General features: G+C 43.8%; 16 protein-coding genes. 4 read left to right on the top strand and 12 right to left on the bottom strand.

Annotation, left to right across the window (positions count from 1 at the left end):
• Positions 1-96: 96 nt before the first annotated feature.
• The 5 genes from AB4517_RS04990 to AB4517_RS04970 form a co-directional block, all read right to left on the bottom strand.
• Positions 97-1014 carry a DMT family transporter gene (locus AB4517_RS04990; protein WP_372056903.1) on the bottom strand — a complete coding sequence of 306 codons (918 nt, stop codon included), beginning with the start codon at positions 1012-1014 and terminating at the stop codon, positions 97-99.
• Between the two features lie 85 nt (positions 1015-1099).
• Positions 1100-1828: a helix-turn-helix domain-containing protein gene (locus AB4517_RS04985; RefSeq protein WP_372147980.1), complete on the bottom strand. Its 729-nt coding sequence runs from the start codon at positions 1826-1828 to the stop codon at positions 1100-1102.
• 174 nt (positions 1829-2002) lie between these two features.
• Positions 2003-3031 carry a DUF4382 domain-containing protein gene (locus AB4517_RS04980; RefSeq protein WP_136974469.1) on the bottom strand — a complete coding sequence of 343 codons (1029 nt, stop codon included), beginning with the start codon at positions 3029-3031 and terminating at the stop codon, positions 2003-2005.
• A 418-nt stretch (positions 3032-3449) separates the two neighbouring features.
• Complete coding sequence (locus tag AB4517_RS04975) at positions 3450-3701, bottom strand: DUF2999 family protein (protein ID WP_004731647.1); 252 nt, start codon at positions 3699-3701, stop codon at positions 3450-3452.
• A gap of 107 nt (positions 3702-3808) precedes the next feature.
• On the bottom strand, positions 3809-4906 hold the full coding sequence (locus tag AB4517_RS04970) for an ElyC/SanA/YdcF family protein (protein ID WP_372147979.1): 1098 nt from the start codon (positions 4904-4906) through the stop codon (positions 3809-3811).
• 497 nt (positions 4907-5403) lie between these two features.
• Here AB4517_RS04970 and AB4517_RS04965 point away from each other — a divergent pair, with 497 nt between their 5' ends.
• A complete protein-coding gene (locus AB4517_RS04965) occupies positions 5404-6084 on the top strand; it encodes a glutathione S-transferase family protein (RefSeq protein WP_017061920.1) in 681 nt (226 codons plus the stop codon).
• A gap of 848 nt (positions 6085-6932) precedes the next feature.
• On the opposite strand, the gene AB4517_RS04960 is transcribed toward AB4517_RS04965, so the two are convergent.
• The 5 genes from AB4517_RS04960 to AB4517_RS04940 form a co-directional block, all read right to left on the bottom strand.
• Positions 6933-7976, bottom strand: coding sequence for a GMP reductase (locus tag AB4517_RS04960; protein ID WP_017062429.1), 1044 nt, complete (start codon positions 7974-7976; stop codon positions 6933-6935).
• 778 nt (positions 7977-8754) lie between these two features.
• Positions 8755-9195: a PAS domain-containing protein gene (locus tag AB4517_RS04955; protein WP_017062430.1), complete on the bottom strand. Its 441-nt coding sequence runs from the start codon at positions 9193-9195 to the stop codon at positions 8755-8757.
• 1 nt (position 9196) lies between these two features.
• Positions 9197-10201, bottom strand: a complete 1005-nt coding sequence (locus tag AB4517_RS04950; protein WP_029236531.1) for a response regulator — start codon at positions 10199-10201, stop codon at positions 9197-9199.
• 319 nt (positions 10202-10520) lie between these two features.
• Complete coding sequence (locus AB4517_RS04945) at positions 10521-10766, bottom strand: hypothetical protein (RefSeq protein ID WP_010430578.1); 246 nt, start codon at positions 10764-10766, stop codon at positions 10521-10523.
• Between the two features lie 200 nt (positions 10767-10966).
• Positions 10967-12319, bottom strand: coding sequence for an MATE family efflux transporter (locus AB4517_RS04940; RefSeq protein WP_017062432.1), 1353 nt, complete (start codon positions 12317-12319; stop codon positions 10967-10969).
• A gap of 100 nt (positions 12320-12419) precedes the next feature.
• Between AB4517_RS04940 and AB4517_RS04935 the strand changes: the two genes are divergently transcribed.
• Positions 12420-13412, top strand: a complete 993-nt coding sequence (locus AB4517_RS04935) for a LysR family transcriptional regulator (protein ID WP_372147978.1) — start codon at positions 12420-12422, stop codon at positions 13410-13412.
• A gap of 42 nt (positions 13413-13454) precedes the next feature.
• Positions 13455-14354 carry a DMT family transporter gene (locus tag AB4517_RS04930; RefSeq protein ID WP_017068434.1) on the top strand — a complete coding sequence of 300 codons (900 nt, stop codon included), beginning with the start codon at positions 13455-13457 and terminating at the stop codon, positions 14352-14354.
• 158 nt (positions 14355-14512) lie between these two features.
• Here the strand turns inward: AB4517_RS04930 and AB4517_RS04925 are convergent, their stop codons facing one another.
• Positions 14513-14932: a VOC family protein gene (locus tag AB4517_RS04925; RefSeq protein ID WP_017072063.1), complete on the bottom strand. Its 420-nt coding sequence runs from the start codon at positions 14930-14932 to the stop codon at positions 14513-14515.
• Between the two features lie 205 nt (positions 14933-15137).
• Positions 15138-16031: a DMT family transporter gene (locus tag AB4517_RS04920; RefSeq protein ID WP_372147977.1), complete on the bottom strand. Its 894-nt coding sequence runs from the start codon at positions 16029-16031 to the stop codon at positions 15138-15140.
• Between the two features lie 299 nt (positions 16032-16330).
• Here AB4517_RS04920 and AB4517_RS04915 point away from each other — a divergent pair, with 299 nt between their 5' ends.
• Positions 16331-16951, top strand: a complete 621-nt coding sequence (locus tag AB4517_RS04915; RefSeq protein WP_017062436.1) for a heme-binding beta-barrel domain-containing protein — start codon at positions 16331-16333, stop codon at positions 16949-16951.
• Positions 16952-16985: the final 34 nt, after the last annotated feature.

Genomic DNA, 16985 nt, shown 5'->3' with positions numbered 1-16985 from the left:
GATAGTAACAGCACTCTCACAACTGAGATACTGATTTTATTCAATTATAAGAATTACGCATGAATAAACTTCAATTAGGCTCAACAAAACAAATACTTATAACGTTCCTTTAGATGGCTTCGACTGTATCAACAAGCACAGCACAATCAGAAACATACCTAGCCAACCTATAAAAGGAATCAGCTCACCGACAACACAGACGGCAAGCACCGCTGCGACTACTGGTTCGAACAAGGTCAGCAGATTGGCACTGCTCGCAGTCACGTGGCGTAAACCAAAACTGAACGCGACATAGCCCAAGCATTGTGGGATTAACGTCAGATAACTGATGACTAATACGTTAGTCTGCGAGGAAAACAGGTTCTCACCCGTAAACCAGAGCGTTGGCAGCAACAACATCGCGCCGAGGCCAAAAATACTGCCCATCGCCGCTTGTGACTTAATCCCTTTATCGATCAGTGCTTTTGTCGCCCAAGAATAAATGGCGTAACACAACCCCGCGACCAAACCTAAAGCAATACCTAACAGCTTGAGATCATCACCGGATTCATTCGTCGATGAAGATTCTGAAAACACCAACAACCCAATACCCACCACACCAATCGCAAAGCTAGTGAGCCAACGTTTGTTGATATTATTCTTTTTGCTAATCAGACACTCTAACAGTGCCGAAAAGAAAGGTGCGGTCGCAATCGAAACCACGGTTCCAATCGCCACACCTGATAATTTCATTGAAGAATAGAAAGCTAAAGGATAGACCGCCAAAGCCAAAGCACTCACTGCCAACAGCTTCTTGTTCTGCAAAAGCTTGTCGAAAGCGAATAGGATTTTTCGATACGCCAAGCCCGCTTGCATTAAGCCACCGACGCCCATAGAAAAAGCACCAATTGCTAATGGGCTTAGATCAGGAGCAAAACTTGCGACGGTGCCTGTCGTGCCCCATAAAATGGAAGCAAACAAGATGGCTAAAGTGCCCGTTTGGAATTCGTTAACGCGATTGATGGCAAGATTCATTTCTATTACCCAATTTTCAGTTCTGAAATAGATAATAGTGAAGATTGATGAAAATTAGTTTGCCGAAAGGACGCTATTGTTGTTTCTAAAGACTCTCTTTCATTGAGCCTAGAAACGCCCTTGGGGACATGCCAAAGTGCTGAGAGAAACGACGACTGAAAGCAGATACATCACTATAGCCCACATTTTCAGCAATCAATTGAACCGGTAAATCGGTGTGGGTTAACAAGGCTTGAGCTTTCTCCATACGATATCGAGTGATGTATTTAAGCGCACTGATACCCAGACATTCTTTGAAGCGTTTTTTGAATTGAGTGGGGCTCAAACAAGCCGTTTCTGCAAGTTGCGAAATGGATAATGGTTGTGTGTAATTATCCGCTATCAGCCTTTGTACAGCGCGGATTCTTGGGTCGATGCTCTTGCTCACTTGTTGTTGCTCTAACAGCAGTGAAAACACATCCAAGATGGATGACTCAATACCGCTATCGACCTGATATTCCAGCTGCTTCTCAACAAACAACAAGAAGCTCATCAAAGGTGGCGTTATCGTGAAAACCGAGAGCTCGTGCTCTAACAAATGCTGAGGCAACACAGCCATATCCGCGACAATAAACCGCGCTGCTTCGTCCGCTTTAAACGCATGTGCTGTGGTTACCGGAATCACCACACATTCGCCCACCGCCACTTTACCGACATACCCCACCATTTCGATATTAATACTGCCTTGGATCGGCAATACCAGTTGATGATGGTCATCATGAGCATGGGTATTAAATTGCTTGGTGTAAGATCGAATGCTTAAGCTAGATTTCATGAGCAACGCCGGAGTACATTTCGCTAGGTTAAAGTAAGAGATACAAAGTTACATTATCACTTCCCTAGAGTCACACTCAATGATCATCAAATTCATGCTAACTAGGTGACATGATCAAAAACGGCCTCTAAATGAGAGGCCGTTTTTATTCGAATGCTTAATCACGTCAAAGATTTAAAACGATACTTGGTTATCCTGACCAACCACTACCTGAACACTATTTTGAACTTCATAAATGTCAAAACCATCAGCAACCGGATCAGCATTGTCTTCATCACTGTCGTGTTGCGCGGTACAGGTATAACCCAATGAGTAAGTACCTGGATCAATAAATCCCAGAGAGAACTCATAGTTAGTCTGTGCTTCATTCATTGCCACTGATGCTGAAGTAATCGGCTTCACCTCATCGGAACCGCCAATAGGCGCCATGTCAGCTTTGTCGACATTACCTTCATACAAGTACACCGACTGAACATAAGTATTATCATTTGTAGGGTTACAAGCTTCAAAAGTGGTACTCGAAACAGTACCTTCAATGTTTCCTGTCTCAACCGTATTGATAAGGCTTACAGACGTTCTTTGAATAGTGTAATCAGGGAAAGTCGAACTGTTCTTTAGGCCACGTCGAAGATCGAACTCGACAACAAAATCGTTACTCTGTTGGTTCACATTAAATGAATCATTAAAGTAAAGCACGCCAGCGTTATCTTCTTTACCAACACCTTGCGGGCACGCGCCATTACCTTTCACCGTTAACTCACGAATCGAGTCATCGTTTTCTACAACATAAGATGGATGTGTCGGGTGATCGCCATCATTCGCAAACACACATAGTTTATAGCTACCTACTGGAACTACCTCGTTTTCAATCAAAGGAAGTGCATCGCTTCCTTGGTAATCCAATAAATTGACACTTAATGGAATCGGATCCTCACCATCTGGCAACGGGTCGCCATTTTCATCAACGTAATCACCGTTTTCGTCCGTTTTATACACGTCATACACTAGCGTTGTACCTCCCTGAATCGGAAGTAAAGCTACCTTGCTGAATGTCACCGTCACATCTTTAACATCATCGACGGGCGCATCACTCACACTCAAGGTAATGGGTGTCGTACTGCTTGATGATCCTGAGTCTCCGCCACAACCAACAAGCCCGGCCAACACAAGGCTAGCTAAAGCCGTTTCCTTTAAATATTTCATAACTCATTTCCTATAAAATCACTGCTCAATAAAGGGCTTATTTGAGTGCCCTCTTATTCTTTTTCTTGTTGTGACCCATAAATAAACAGCGCTATTGTTTGATGATCCCTACTATTCAGGGCATTCCTCATCCAAAAAACACTGTTCATCAAGGTGCACATATCAAGTCGCACATAGGTTAATTAAGTCTAGTAAGTAAATTGTCAGTAGCAACGCATGTTTGGCAAAAGTGCTGTCAATTGTGTTGAAATAGTCGTTGAGTAGAAAATGGGAAGCAGGGATTGAAAGCAACTTGATCAAAGTGAATAATCGCCACCAAGATCAAAAAAGGCCGTTAAGACAGCCTGTTGCTGAACTTAAACGACCTTTTCATTGAATTTTGATTAAGCTAATTCGATCTTAGCTCATTCAAATTCGCTTATTTTTGAAGTTGCTCTTTAGCGGCTTCAACCTTAGAAAAATCTAGGCCAAGCTCTTCAACTGCTTCTTTGATTAGCGCAGGGTTTTGCATTACCTGGCCCATCAGCATTTGAAGTTTATCTTGTGGTAAGCCAAGTTGGCTGATCGTCGCCATTGCTGCAAGAGGGTTCTCGGTCAACGTCTTGAATAGCTCGCTGATCTGCTCGTCGCTAATATTGTTCTCTTTCAACATTGCTAAAATCGGGTTCATTTTTTTGCCTTTGAAACACTAAATTAAGTAGGAGCACAGCATACCATCTAGCTGTGCTCGATTGTACTAGCAACTTATACTTTGCCTACTGTGAAGTAACCCTAAGCCTAGCGAGACTCTAATGGGTAAGAGCGGTAGCTCCACATACCATAGGTTCTAAGCGCATCTCGGTAGATACCTAGTAGCTCACCATCACTCGCCTTCTTAAGATCTGCGAGTGGCTTGTCTGGGTAAGAAACCGTATCAAAAGTAATGCCCTGAGGGCCGGTTTGCCAGCTAGCGATTTCAAACAGAGTTTGACCACGACGAACATGGCTTGCCGAGCTAATAATGGTCGCGTGCTTAATATCATGGCGAGCAAGTGCGTAGCTACTGAATAAGGCATTGCCTACCGTGCTGGTCGCGTAATTCTCTTCGATGATGCGATCTTTGCTTACCCCTTTCTCGATAAGCCAATCCGCCATTAACTTACCTTCAGTCTTGTGGTTCTTGGGCACGCCACCCGTTAACACGATCATCGCATCTGAGTTCGCCTTAGCCATCGCCAATGTTGTCTCAAGACGCTCAATCAAAATTTGATGCATAGAGCCGTCTGGATTAAGCGCATAGCCCAAAGTGACAATCGCGCCATGATGATCAAGCAAGCCTTTATCCGCAGACTCTTTCAACGGTGTTTCTAACACGCGGTCGACCGTAGCAAAAATGCGTTTGATGTCTTCTGCTTTACCTTTGTTCAGGCTTTCCAGTTTCTCCATGTGCTTATTGGATTCACTTTCATTGCCTTCAAATCGCTGCCAAACCGCAAGGTAAGCATGAAGATCAACATCGTCTGGTGCAACCGTCAGCGCTTGCTCAAACAGCTCAAGAGCGCGCTCTGCATTCTTGTTGTAGATCTGAGCGTTCGCTGCCGAGATAAGCAAATCAGTACGGTAAGGTTCTAGTTGGTAAGCTTCTAACAATCGGTTAGTCACAATTTCCATGTTGCTTGGCATTTTAGCCGTAAAGCCCGCGTGAGAAATTCTTGCCGGAGACTTAAACGCCTGCAACGCATCAAGAAGTAATTGGTCGACAACTTGTCGCTTAGTCACCAACTGCGCGTAATCCGCAGAAGCCTGTACTGCGCCGTCGTTAGCAGCAAAAGAATAAGGTGTTGCGCCAAAAGCCAGCATGCCACCAAGAGCGAGGGCGATAATGTTCTTTTTCATGAAAAGATCCTGTGTCGTTAAGTGTTCACATCAGATTTGCTCACCAATGTAAGCCGCCAAGATTAAAAAACCGTGAAGCACACCTTAATCTCTAACGTTTATATTCATTTGTTGCATAAGGTGTGGCAGCAGATCACGATTTTGAACTTACCAATAAGCCTGTGCATCCAGATAATTCTGGTTTGAACCAGTGCTCAACGTTTTTGTTGGAATATCTGACTGCGGATTTCATACGCCCTATCCCGCCAAAAACCACCCATCACAAATCCGAACTCCGCATAAAGCAACGAATCAAAAAAACCACTTTAAGCTCATTTTTTCAACAACTTAAAATCCAACACACTGAATCGCGCGATTTTACCCCTCGCTCAAATAACGAGGTCTTCAACACATAGAGTTGGAATGCGAGTCAGAAGATCTTCAAATAATTCAAAATCAACCATTGAACGATCGTTCAAGTGGTGCTTTAATAAATGACCAATACAAGGAGTTACCCCATGCTTAAGTTCTATTTTCACCAAACACCAAACCCAATGAAGATCGCTCTGTTTTTGGAAGAGACAGGCCTAGATTTTGAACTTGTTCCTGTCGATACCTTAAAGGGTGAGCAGCATTCACCGGAATATCGTTTAATCAATCCAAATGGCAAAACGCCTGCGATTGAAGATGAAGGACAACGTGTATTCGACTCTAACGCTATCCTTCTGTATCTCTCAGAGAAAACAGGCAAGCTTGGCGGTCAGCCAGAAGACAGAGCTGAACTACTCTCTTGGATGATGTTTATCGCGAGTGGCCTTGGTCCATATTCAGGCCAATCGGTACACTTCCGCCATGCTGCACCAGCAGGCTTAGACTACGCTGTGAACCGATACCTACGTGAAGCACAACGTCACTACGAAGTGTTAGAGAAGCATATGGAAGGTCGTGAATTTATCGTAGGAAATGAGTACACCATTGTCGATGTCGCTGCATGGGGTTGGATTGACAAAGCACCAGTCGTGCTTGGTGAAGAAGGCCTAGAACCTTACCCGAACTTGAAGCGTTGGTTTAACGCAATCAACACTCGCCCTGCTGCACTGCGTGCTCGCGAAATCGGCAAAGGCATTGAGTTTAAAACCGAACGTGATGAAGAAGCAAAACGAGCACTGTTTCCTTCGAATTTCCCAATCAACGAATAATTCAGCATGAAGTAAACGATGTGGAGCGAAAGCTCATTACTGGGCGAGCTATCTAAAAATCAATAGTATTGTTTCTATTAACTGATACCACACTAGTTAAAATATCAATACTATTGATATAGCTATTGTAAGAACCCTTACCGACATCCGATGGTGTCTCTGTCGGTCGTGCCGGGGAAAAGTCCTGAATCAGTTACTCTGGATCGCAGCGAATTTGTAAAGCATATGTTAGGCATGAATTAAACTTCGACTACAAAGCATAAACTTATTTTCAAGATACCAAATGAAAAAACAATCATGTGACAATCAACTAAAGAGACGATAAATGAGTTTTACAAAGACTAATAGCATTTGAAAGTAATATTAATTTTTGAATGCTAATTCAAATAATTAGGCGTTCTGATAGTTTTGCTTTTTTCGTTGATATTCTAGGCAACAAAATGAGATCAGGCTGCCTTAGTGCTTTACTTGTTACAATATCTGGTACGTGCTATCTATAGGTTTTTCAGGACTTGAGAATCAGTTTGGTATGGTATGGGCAGGAGTTGCGTTAATCGTCTTAATCGTGTTTAATTTGACGCTACCACTCTCTTTAGGCGCTTACTTTTATACTACAAGTATATTAGGTTGGCACTGGTTTGAGGCATCATTATTCACGTTAGTACTAATAACCATCATAGTTCCTGCGATCATTAAATCTGTTAGTCACATTCTAAATCCAGCGTCTTCTGAAAATTAGACAGATTATTAGCGCGCAGGTTTAATGACATTGATTTTATCAATTTCACGTAAAAAAAGAGCCGCTAAAAAGCGGCTCTTGATTTTCAAACTATTCGAATCCGTTCAGATTACTCTTTACCGAATACGTTGTTCTCTTGCTCTTGTACACGGATGAAAGTCGTACGCTTAGTTAGCTCTTTAAGCTTTGCTGCGCCTACGTATGTACAAGTTGAACGTACACCACCAAGGATGTCCGAAATTGTGTTGTGAACTGAACCACGGAACGGAAGTAAAACAGTTTTACCTTCCGCAGCACGGTACTTAGCAACACCACCTGAGTGCTTGTCCATAGCCGACTGTGACGACATTCCATAGAACTTCATGAATTGCTTACCGTCTTGCTCTACAACTTCGCCGCCTGACTCAGAGTGACCTGCTAGCATGCCGCCTAGCATTACGAAGTCAGCACCGCCGCCGAACGCTTTAGATACGTCACCCGCACATGAACAGCCACCGTCACCGATGATCATGCCGCCAAGGCCGTGTGCTGCGTCGCCACACTCGATGATTGCAGAAAGTTGAGGGTAACCTACGCCTGTTTTAACACGTGTAGTACAAACAGAACCAGGGCCGATACCAACCTTAACGATGTCTGCGCCAGCTAGGATTAGCTCTTCAACCATGTCACCCGTTACAACGTTACCAGCAGAGATAACTTTAGTCGGGAATTCAGCACGTACTTTTTGTACATACTCAACTAGGTGCTCTGAGTAGCCGTTAGCGATATCAATACAGATAAATACGAATTCGTCGCTAAGCGCCATGATTTGCTTAGTTTTCTCAAACTCAGCTTCAGAAGTACCTGTTGAAACAAATACGTTGTTCAGCGTTTTCTTGTCTGCTGTTTTTGCGAACTCAGCCCACTGCTCTACTGTGTAGTGCTTGTGTACTGCAGTCATAACACCGTGCTCTGCTAGAGCAGCTGCCATTTCAAAGCTTGCTACCGAATCCATGTTCGCTGCAATTACTGGAGTACCAGACCATTGACGACCGCTATGCTTGAATGTAAAATCGCGGGTTAATTCAACTTGAGAACGGCTTTTAAGGGTAGAACGCTTCGGACGGAAGAGTACATCTTTGAAACCTAACTTAAGTTCTTGTTCGATACGCATGATAATTTGTCCTGTAATCATATTACGTGTCGTGCGTTTTCGGTAAGCGTTGGCAGACGCTTTACTGAGTTTCGGACACAAAAAAACCGGAGCGTTGGCAGACGCTCCGGTTTTCAGCATTATAGGCTGTGATTTACTAACAGCAAGTCTGATATTTCATTTTTTTTTGTGCTATCCTCTCAAAGATTCCATATCTGGTAAAAGCTTCCCGCCCGTCATTTCCTACTAAATTCATAGTAATTAATAACTTAACAACATATTCACGCAAACGCTGTCGGTTTATTGCGCAAACGTTTCCCTTGCAAATTCGGCGAAAAAATCTTCGATAAGGCAAATTTGTGAAAAAAGTGCCCTTTAATCACATAAAAATCACACTTTTCTTGAATCAAAAAATGCGTTTTTTCTTAAATAATTTCATTTTTTTCTGACTTTTTTCGCTTCGAGTGCCGATCTCAGCCCTCTTTCATTAGCCCTGAAATTTATAAAGTACAAAGGCAAGATCGATTAGCACGTTCGAAACTTGGATGAGCGGGGTAAAGTCCACAAAATATGGCAGGTTAGATGCGCTTATTTATGAGAACCCAGCGGATACAAGCCGCTGTTGATAGAGCCTAACAACAACTCGACTAAAGTTAACGAACACGGAACGCCTTTCTTTAGTTCGAACTCATTACTACAGGATCAGATACAAAAATGGCCAAGGGGATTAACCTTGGCCATTTTTATTTGGTTTTCAGAGTGCTCTTATAAGGCGATTCAATTTTCACCTTAAGGTACGTCAAGCCTTTTTCTGAGACATCAGAGCTTCAGCAGTCGCATCTTGAATCGACAAGAACAAGGATGTCACTTGCCCAGTTGGAGAACGCATCGGGTTAAGCGTGACGTTCTGATACATAAAGTCGGCTTGCTGAGTTACTGGCCTCACGTTGCGGCACTTAAACAGATAAGGCCTTTGTTGCCACGTTATGAAGCTACGGCAGCCTAGGTCATAAACCGGTTTTGTTTTAAGCCTAAACCACTCTTCAGGAATTTCAGGGAATAACTCAAAGATCGACTTACCGATCGCATCATGCGATTGCTTACCGCTATGGTGCGTCATGAAGCCATTCCAAACTTGTACCTGAAAGTCACGGTTAATGACCACCAGCCCCATATCGACGTTTTGAACCATGTCTACCATCCAGTGGAACTGTTCAAATTCAGCAGGAAGATTCAACATATTAAAACTCCTCCATTAGGTAGGCCAATTTGTTATCTAGAAGAGGCAGAGACTCATCAACAAACATAAATAGAAGGTCACAACGGATGGACGTGCCGTCGATGTTGTAGCTGACTTCGAACGTCATGGTCTTTTTAAATGAGCCGCTGGTATTTTCAATCACCGAATCAATCGAGATGTGTTGACCTAGCAGCACAGGAGAGCTCTGGAAGAAACGAACTTCTGATTGCTCCCCTAACCCATTCAAGAAAGAGCCGACTAAGATGTTCGATACATCCATCAACAACTCTAATTCTTCTAGCTGCTCGCTTTCTGTTGGCACCTTCATGAGCTTCTTAAGATCGCTCACACTGGAATCACTCAACAAAACTAGCGCTTCACCTGCAATGCCTTCTCCACTAAAGCCTTGGCAAACACCCGACACTTGGTCGTTATCCGCTAGGTCACGAAGTGCCATGTGCAATTCACTCACTTCGAAGATGTTAACGTTCGGCAGCGGTAGGTGAACAAACACATTAAAGTGACGAGCCAGTGCATCAGCGGCACGGCCTATCGCTACGTTCGCGACTTCCATATAGATATCGCGTCTGCGAAGTATTGGCAGTTCTAAAGCGGTTGGGGTAATGATTTGAGGTTGTTTTGGCGGCTCGACATGCTCACGTAAAATGGCTTTTAGCGCTTCTTTATCGATCGGCTTTTGCAAAAATGCTTTGGCGCCAAGATCCAGCACCTTCTGTTGTGCTTTTGGTTGTATGTCACCAGAAACAACGACAACTGGCGTGGTATCGCCTAAACGTTGCATCTCTTCCAATGTGCCATAGCCGTCTAATTCCGGCATGGTTAGGTCGAGGAACATCAATTTGAATTGGTTTTTAGCGAGCTCTTCAAGTGCATTAAGCCCATGAACAGCAAAAGTTATATCTGCATTTAGAGAACTAGGCAGTGACCGAGCCATCTGCTTCCTTGCTAACGCAGAATCATCACATATAAGAACTGGGAACGACATAAATGCACCACTGACAAATTAAAGCTAATTCGACCGAGTGTAACAGAACATTATGGTATCAGGTACGGGGTGAATGGATTTATGTGCAGATTATTAGTAAGAATGATGAAACAGGTGGGTAAGCTATTATTTCGCATTATTCTTCATGAAAAACAATATGCTACAAAGGTAATAGCCAATCCTTGCTGTTGAGTAATAGCACTATTATATTTAACAGCAGCCTTAACAAGCGGGTTTATTAAGGCTCGACTGACTCATTCATTGAACGGCTTTATGTAGCCATGATAGAGAGCTATCCAACAAAGCTAATGCAAGAGAACTAGAACTGATATGAAGGCCATAAAATCAGTAATGCGAAACGTATGATCACAGCAAATACCAACAACGCGATCCCCAGGCGATACCATTTGTATTCGGCGATGTTCATTGGGATACGCTTGTAGAACATCGTAATCACGCCTTTCCAATCGCTACTGCGTCTTCCGTACTGCATCATGCTCGTCAAAACAAACAGTGCGCCAAGCACTAACATTCCTTTTTCAGCCCAGAACAATCCAACTTCCATTTGTGTATTCCTTGATAAAACGGTGAGCAACTCAAATCATTCTAGTCACCTTTTAGCTCGGTTTCTGTAAGACCAAGGTCTAAATTACGAAGTACGCAATTTAGGGCTTATAGGTCATTGTTGGTAATTGATAGTTCTCGGTCAGCAATACAACGTTTATCGTTCAAGGTTCCATGGTAAAGGCGAGCATCACAAGCAAATCACGTATAAGCATGATTCGACAAATCTGGAGATTGGTTGTTCTTTTGAATGACACGCATCAATTGGATAAGCAGCAGAATACCTGTCACGCCTAAGCCAACACCGATTCCGCCCCAAATCCCTGCCAATTCGAACTTAGGCATCAAATACCAAGCCGCAGGCAAGCCAAATACCCAGTAACCGATGGCAGTCATCACGGTTGGCATAGAGACAATCTTCATGCCTCTTAGCAGGTTAATCGCCAGTAGCTGCCAAGCATCAACAATAAAGCACAAAGCAACGACCCAAATCACAGAAGCCAGTAGTGAAGTCATTGCACCCGTGCCATCGTCTAACTTGAAGATAGAAGCGATCATCTCAGGCCATATAATGAACACGGCCGACAACGCCACACTCAACACCGACACCAATATGAAGCTTTGAATCGAGGTTCTTTTTATTCCTTCGTAGTTACCCGCGCCAAAATCACGGCCAACCAAAATCGCCGCAGCTTGTGAGAAACCAAAATTGAAGTTCCAAGTAAAGCTTAAACATTGCAGCAAGATTTGGTGCAAGGCTAACGAAGCAATACTGATCGTGCCCGCCATCAAGGTGCCACCGTAAATCAAGCCATGCTCAAGTAAAGCAGCCAAGCCGATAGGTAGACCCATCAACAACAATGGGCTCATCAACTTGATTGAATACTCTTCTGTATTTAGCCAAGGGGCGAACTGCTTAAACTCGTCACGCTTAAATACCCAAACCGTATATCCAACCATCACGATAAATGCCGCGATAGCCGTACCAAGCCCTAAACCTGTTAAGCCCATGTCTAATTGGAAGGTGAGAAAGTAGCTCACTGGCACATTCAGAATTACGGTGATAATCGACATCACAAGAATGGAGCGCACGTTGCCAAACGCACTGGTTAAGCCACGAAGTACCAACAAGATAAGCGAAGGCAACATTACCCACTTCAAAGCATGGACATATTCCATGGCTAAAGTGATCACTTCTGGTGGCTGTTTGGCTGCTTCTAATACCAACGGAGCAAACCAGAAGCTGGCCATTAAGGTCACGCTGAGCACGAATGCCAACATGGTTGCGCCTTTCACCGCCAATCTAATTTGAGTATTACCAAACTCAGGGCGAGCTACTCGCTGACCATAAGCGATCGCAATCAAATTCGCGACACAACCCACGGTGCTGCTCGCAATAATGAAGATGAAAAAGTAGATTGAGGCACCTAAGCCACCAGCCGCAAGGGCTGACACACTGATACGCGACATCATCCAAACATCAGTAAGGACTAAAGCCATAGAGATCAGCTGTGAAATGATCAAAGGGAATGCAAGAGTGAGTATTTTTTTCATGAGCGCCTCAGTTAATTTCGCCCAAAATACGATCGATGAGGCTGGCGTTCAATTGATAAATTTGCGACTCTAACATTCCATAAACTCATGCGAACGAATTATGACCCCATATCCTAGCTTGCCATCCTCACATAATGGCTTAAAAGCGTTTGAAGCTACTGCAAGGCTGATGAGCTTTACTCTGGCTGCCGAAGAGCTGCATGTGACACAAAGTGCAATCAGCCGACAGATCAAACAGCTTGAAGATGAGTTAAACGCATCACTGGTTATTCGTAAGCATCGAGCCATAGAATTAACGGTACAAGGTCATGATTTGTATGTAGCTTTGCGAGAAAGCTACGGCAATATCGAAGCTGTCATTGCCTCTTGGAGTGAGCCGAAGCAGAAGCGTATTGTGATCAAAGCGACCTTGAGTTTCGCGACGCGAGTATTGATCTCTAAAGTGCGGGAATTAAACGAACGTTATCAAGATCATGAGATCGTCATAGTTCCTGTGATTGAGGAAGACGAATCGATTAATAGTAGTGAGTATGATCTACTGATCTTCCACACGCGTTTCAAAAAACGCTATGACAAGGCACCTGACATCACCTTCTTGCGTGAAGAGTTTATGGCACCGGTCTGCTCGACTAGCTTAACTAATTCGACCAACTTAACGAATAAAGACACCGACCTCGATTCGATCTTAACTTTACCAAGACTCCACCCAACCTTAGATCATCACGACTGGAAAGTGTGGTTGGCCGATGTTGAATTCCCACCAAAGAAACCCGTCAGAAATACCAGCTTCTTGTCTTTAGATATGGCGCTCAGTGCCTGTCTATCCGGTGAAGGGGTTACGGTCACGGATCTGTTGTTAGTTCAACAAGATCTCCAACGAGGCTTCTTGTACTGCCCTAGAAATGCAAAAATCCAACACAGTGCTTGGACTTACTTCATGCACCAGCGTAGTCACACGCCTATCATCAACGACCTTATTGAATGGCTTAGAGAAGAGACAACAAAAGAGATCGAGTTGCTGAAAGTACTCGCACAGCAATATCAATGGTTTGGTGTAATAGAACAGGACAAAGACTTTGGTCGGCTCTTCTAAACTAAGTTATGATTCCTGTTCCCTCAACCGATTGATATTTTTATGTCTTCTTTCTCTTTTTCACAAATCCCTGTTGGGGTTCGATTCATGATCCTCTCCGCTTTTGGATTCGCACTGATGTCAGCTTGTGTGAAATACATCAGCAATTATGGCATTCCTGTATTCGAAATTGTTGCAGCAAGGGCTTTGGTGTCTTTGATCATCAGTTATATCGACGTTAAGCGAAAAGGCATTTCGATCTGGGGAAATAACAAACCTTTGTTGTTTGTTCGTGGCGCAGTAGGTACTGCAGCACTGATGTGTGTTTACTACGCTGTGACCACTTTGCCATTAGCCGAAGCGACCATTCTACAATACGTTCATCCTGTATTTACCGCCCTACTTGGCGTGTTATTTCTGAAAGAACGCGTCCAAAAATCGACCATGATCTGCATTGCGTTCTGCCTAGCTGGGCTATTAGTGATGGTTCAACCAAGCATGAACAGCGGCGCGAGCAGCGAGTTACCGCTATTCAGCATTATGGTGGCGTTATGTGGTGCGTTTGGTAGCTCAATTGCTTATGTGATTGTGAGAAAGCTGAGCCAGACGGAAGACAGCTCTGTCATCATCTTCTACTTCCCACTGGTTGCTCTGCCAATATCGACAGTCCTTATTTGGAACGACTTTGTATGGCCAAGTCTATTCTTAACCGTGATGCTCGTGTTAGTCGGTATTTTCACTCAGATAGGCCAATACGGTTTGACCAAAGCGATGCAGACTCAAGCGGCGGGTAAAGCTTCAGCTTACTCATACGTCCAGATTGTCTTCTCGGCACTGTTAGGCGTGTGGATCTTTAATGAAATTCCATCGGTTTGGACTTATCTAGGCGGTGGCCTGATTGTGACTGGCGCGCTGATTAATGTGTTTGGCAAACAACTGTTGGTGCCTTTTAAGGCTAAATAAACAACCCAACAACTGAGCTAAACATCAGCTAAATAATCAGCTATTGCATAGACCTAAAAAGGGCATTGCGGATTATTCCACAATGCCCTTTTCTATAAATGCTCTCTAGCGCGCTTTCATTCAGCTAACCAACTTTAACAAAGCGGCGTATTACGTAACTAACTCGTGGCATTTCGTAACTTAGGATCATCACTCAAATACTCAACAAACTCGATCTCAAAGCCTGCAGGATCCACAAAGTAGACATTTTTTCGATAAGGTTCTTCGGCACCGGGTTTGGCAATTGGAAAGCCCGCATCAACAAGGCGTTGAGTGACACTTTCGATATTATTGGTCACATAAGCGAAGTGTGCGAGACCAACAGAATGCCCAGCCAAATCTCTATTTTCACCTTCACCGTGATCACTTATTGCTATGTATTGGTACTCGTCGCCAAAATGCAGCCAGTTACGTGGCTTACCTGACCACTCCCCTTTTCCCTCATCACGGACATACCAATGAGGGAACGCCGCTTTATAGAAAGCCAGCATTTCTGGGATATCTTTTACCACTAAATTCACATGTTCAAGTTGGATCATTCTTCTCTCCTTAAAGTATTCTCGTAAGCAACGTTGCATATCCTAATACCTCAAGTTAAGTTGAGGTAAAGCACTAATTTGCATTTATTTCGAGAACGTCTTTAGAGCCCAAATTGTCGTATTTTGAAGCGATACAAACCCTAAGTTTAGACGACCTTCCCTGATGTGGTTTATTTGGAATCCAGAATGACTGAGAGACAAGCCGCTATGGTTTAGGCGGAGTAACCTCAACTTCTAAAGCGGCTCGGTCTCTCCACTTGAAAACCTTCTTCCATTTAATCGGCATCATTGGAATAACGATGAGACTAATGCCCACCAGCGTCAGGATGTCTGGAATCTCATCGAACCACATAACACCAAACAATGTTACGAACACCAACCCAGAATATTCGGCGAGCGCAATCTGGTTGGCCGGTGCTTTTTTGTAAGCCACCACCACAAGCGCATGGTATCCAAGTACGAACAAGTTGATTGCCATGATCCAACCAACATGACGCCATTCGAGCGCAGACCAAGTTGGCAGCGCTAATGCCAGTGCAAGTGGCAGAGTCATAATGCTGGTCCAGAACAGAGTTGAGATGATGTGTTGCTCTGCATTCAAGCGTTTAATCAAGATATTACCCACGCCCATCGCAAGCGCACTGCCTAGCCCAGCAATCGCCGCCCAATGAAATTGTTCAGGGCGTAACACGATTAATACGCCCACAAAACCAATCAGGGTCGCGATCACTTTTGAAGATGTCGGCCTTTCTTTCAACAGCACGATCGACAAAGGCAGCATAAGGATTGGTCCAACGTAGAACATCGCGTTTGCTGTCGCCAAAGTAAGGTGTGTAATGGCGATCATCGCGCAGCCACTCCCCACTAAGATAGATTGAGCCCTTAAGAAGTTGATTCGGCAACCGCCTTTCATACGCGTCTCTCTCGGTAACTTTAACCAAAATGGAAGCAACAAGATCACGCTCAATAGCTGACGGATAAACACGTACTGGAACGTAGGGACTTCGCCATTCAGTATCTTCAATGATACGTCTGAAAAAGACGCAAGTAGGTTTGCGAGCACCAAAAGCAAAATGGCGTGGTTAACAGCTTTATTCATACAGAAGTAAGATTACACATTTGTCATACAATTATGGGCGCACATCATACATGAGAATTTGAAATGTGTAATAGCAAAATTAATAAGGCTCAGACTAATGCAATTTTGAATTAAACCTCGATGAACAAATCACAGCTATTCGTTCAATATTTAGCCGCATTAATATCCCCTTACTGACTGATACATCAAGTTACAATTCGATTTCATATTAGCCAACAACACTGATCTGGGTTAATAAACTAGTTTCACAATAACCTTATTTTTATTGGGGTCAGATAATTAATAAAAAGGAAGTTAAAGTGAAAAAATTATTAGCACTTGGTATCGCAGCGGTAATCTCGGCTCCAGCAGTAGCCGACCACAACACAATCAATGGTATGGATTTTGGTCCACTCGCAAAGTTAGTCGGCACATGGAAATCAGTCGAAACTGGCGGCGTTGATATTTCTCCAGGCCAAGAAGGCACAGAAGTGGGTGCAGGTGGTCCCGCGGTTACACCATTCTATGAAGTAATGACGTTTGAGGTTGCGGCAGATGCAACCAATGCCAGCGATCAATATCTGGTTGCTCTGTACTACAAACAAGAAGTATTCAGAAAGGCCGACGACTCTAAGTTCCACGATCAACGTGGCTACTTCATCTACGACCAAAAAAATCAGGTCGTCTACAACTCTTACTGCGTACCACGCACCACATGTGTCACCGCAGAAGGCCCTGCTGGCGATACAATGACGTTAGTTGCGTCTAAGCGTGGCATCGCTGAGTCCGAATACATGACGGACAACGCAACCACCACGGGCTTCACGATGAACATTAGCATTTCAGACGATACGCTGACGTACTCTCAAACAACAGGCTTAGAGATCTACGACAACGCATTTGCTCATACAGATTCAAGCACTCTAATTAAAGTGAAGTAGATTCAAATACAAACGCCTTTCACAGCGAAGTGAA

Source organism: Vibrio sp. 10N.222.52.C3, assembly GCF_041474195.1.
Classification (GTDB): domain Bacteria; phylum Pseudomonadota; class Gammaproteobacteria; order Enterobacterales; family Vibrionaceae; genus Vibrio; species Vibrio crassostreae_C.
Note: the sequence above shows the minus strand (reverse complement) of the source record. Positions and strands in the feature narration are given on the sequence as shown.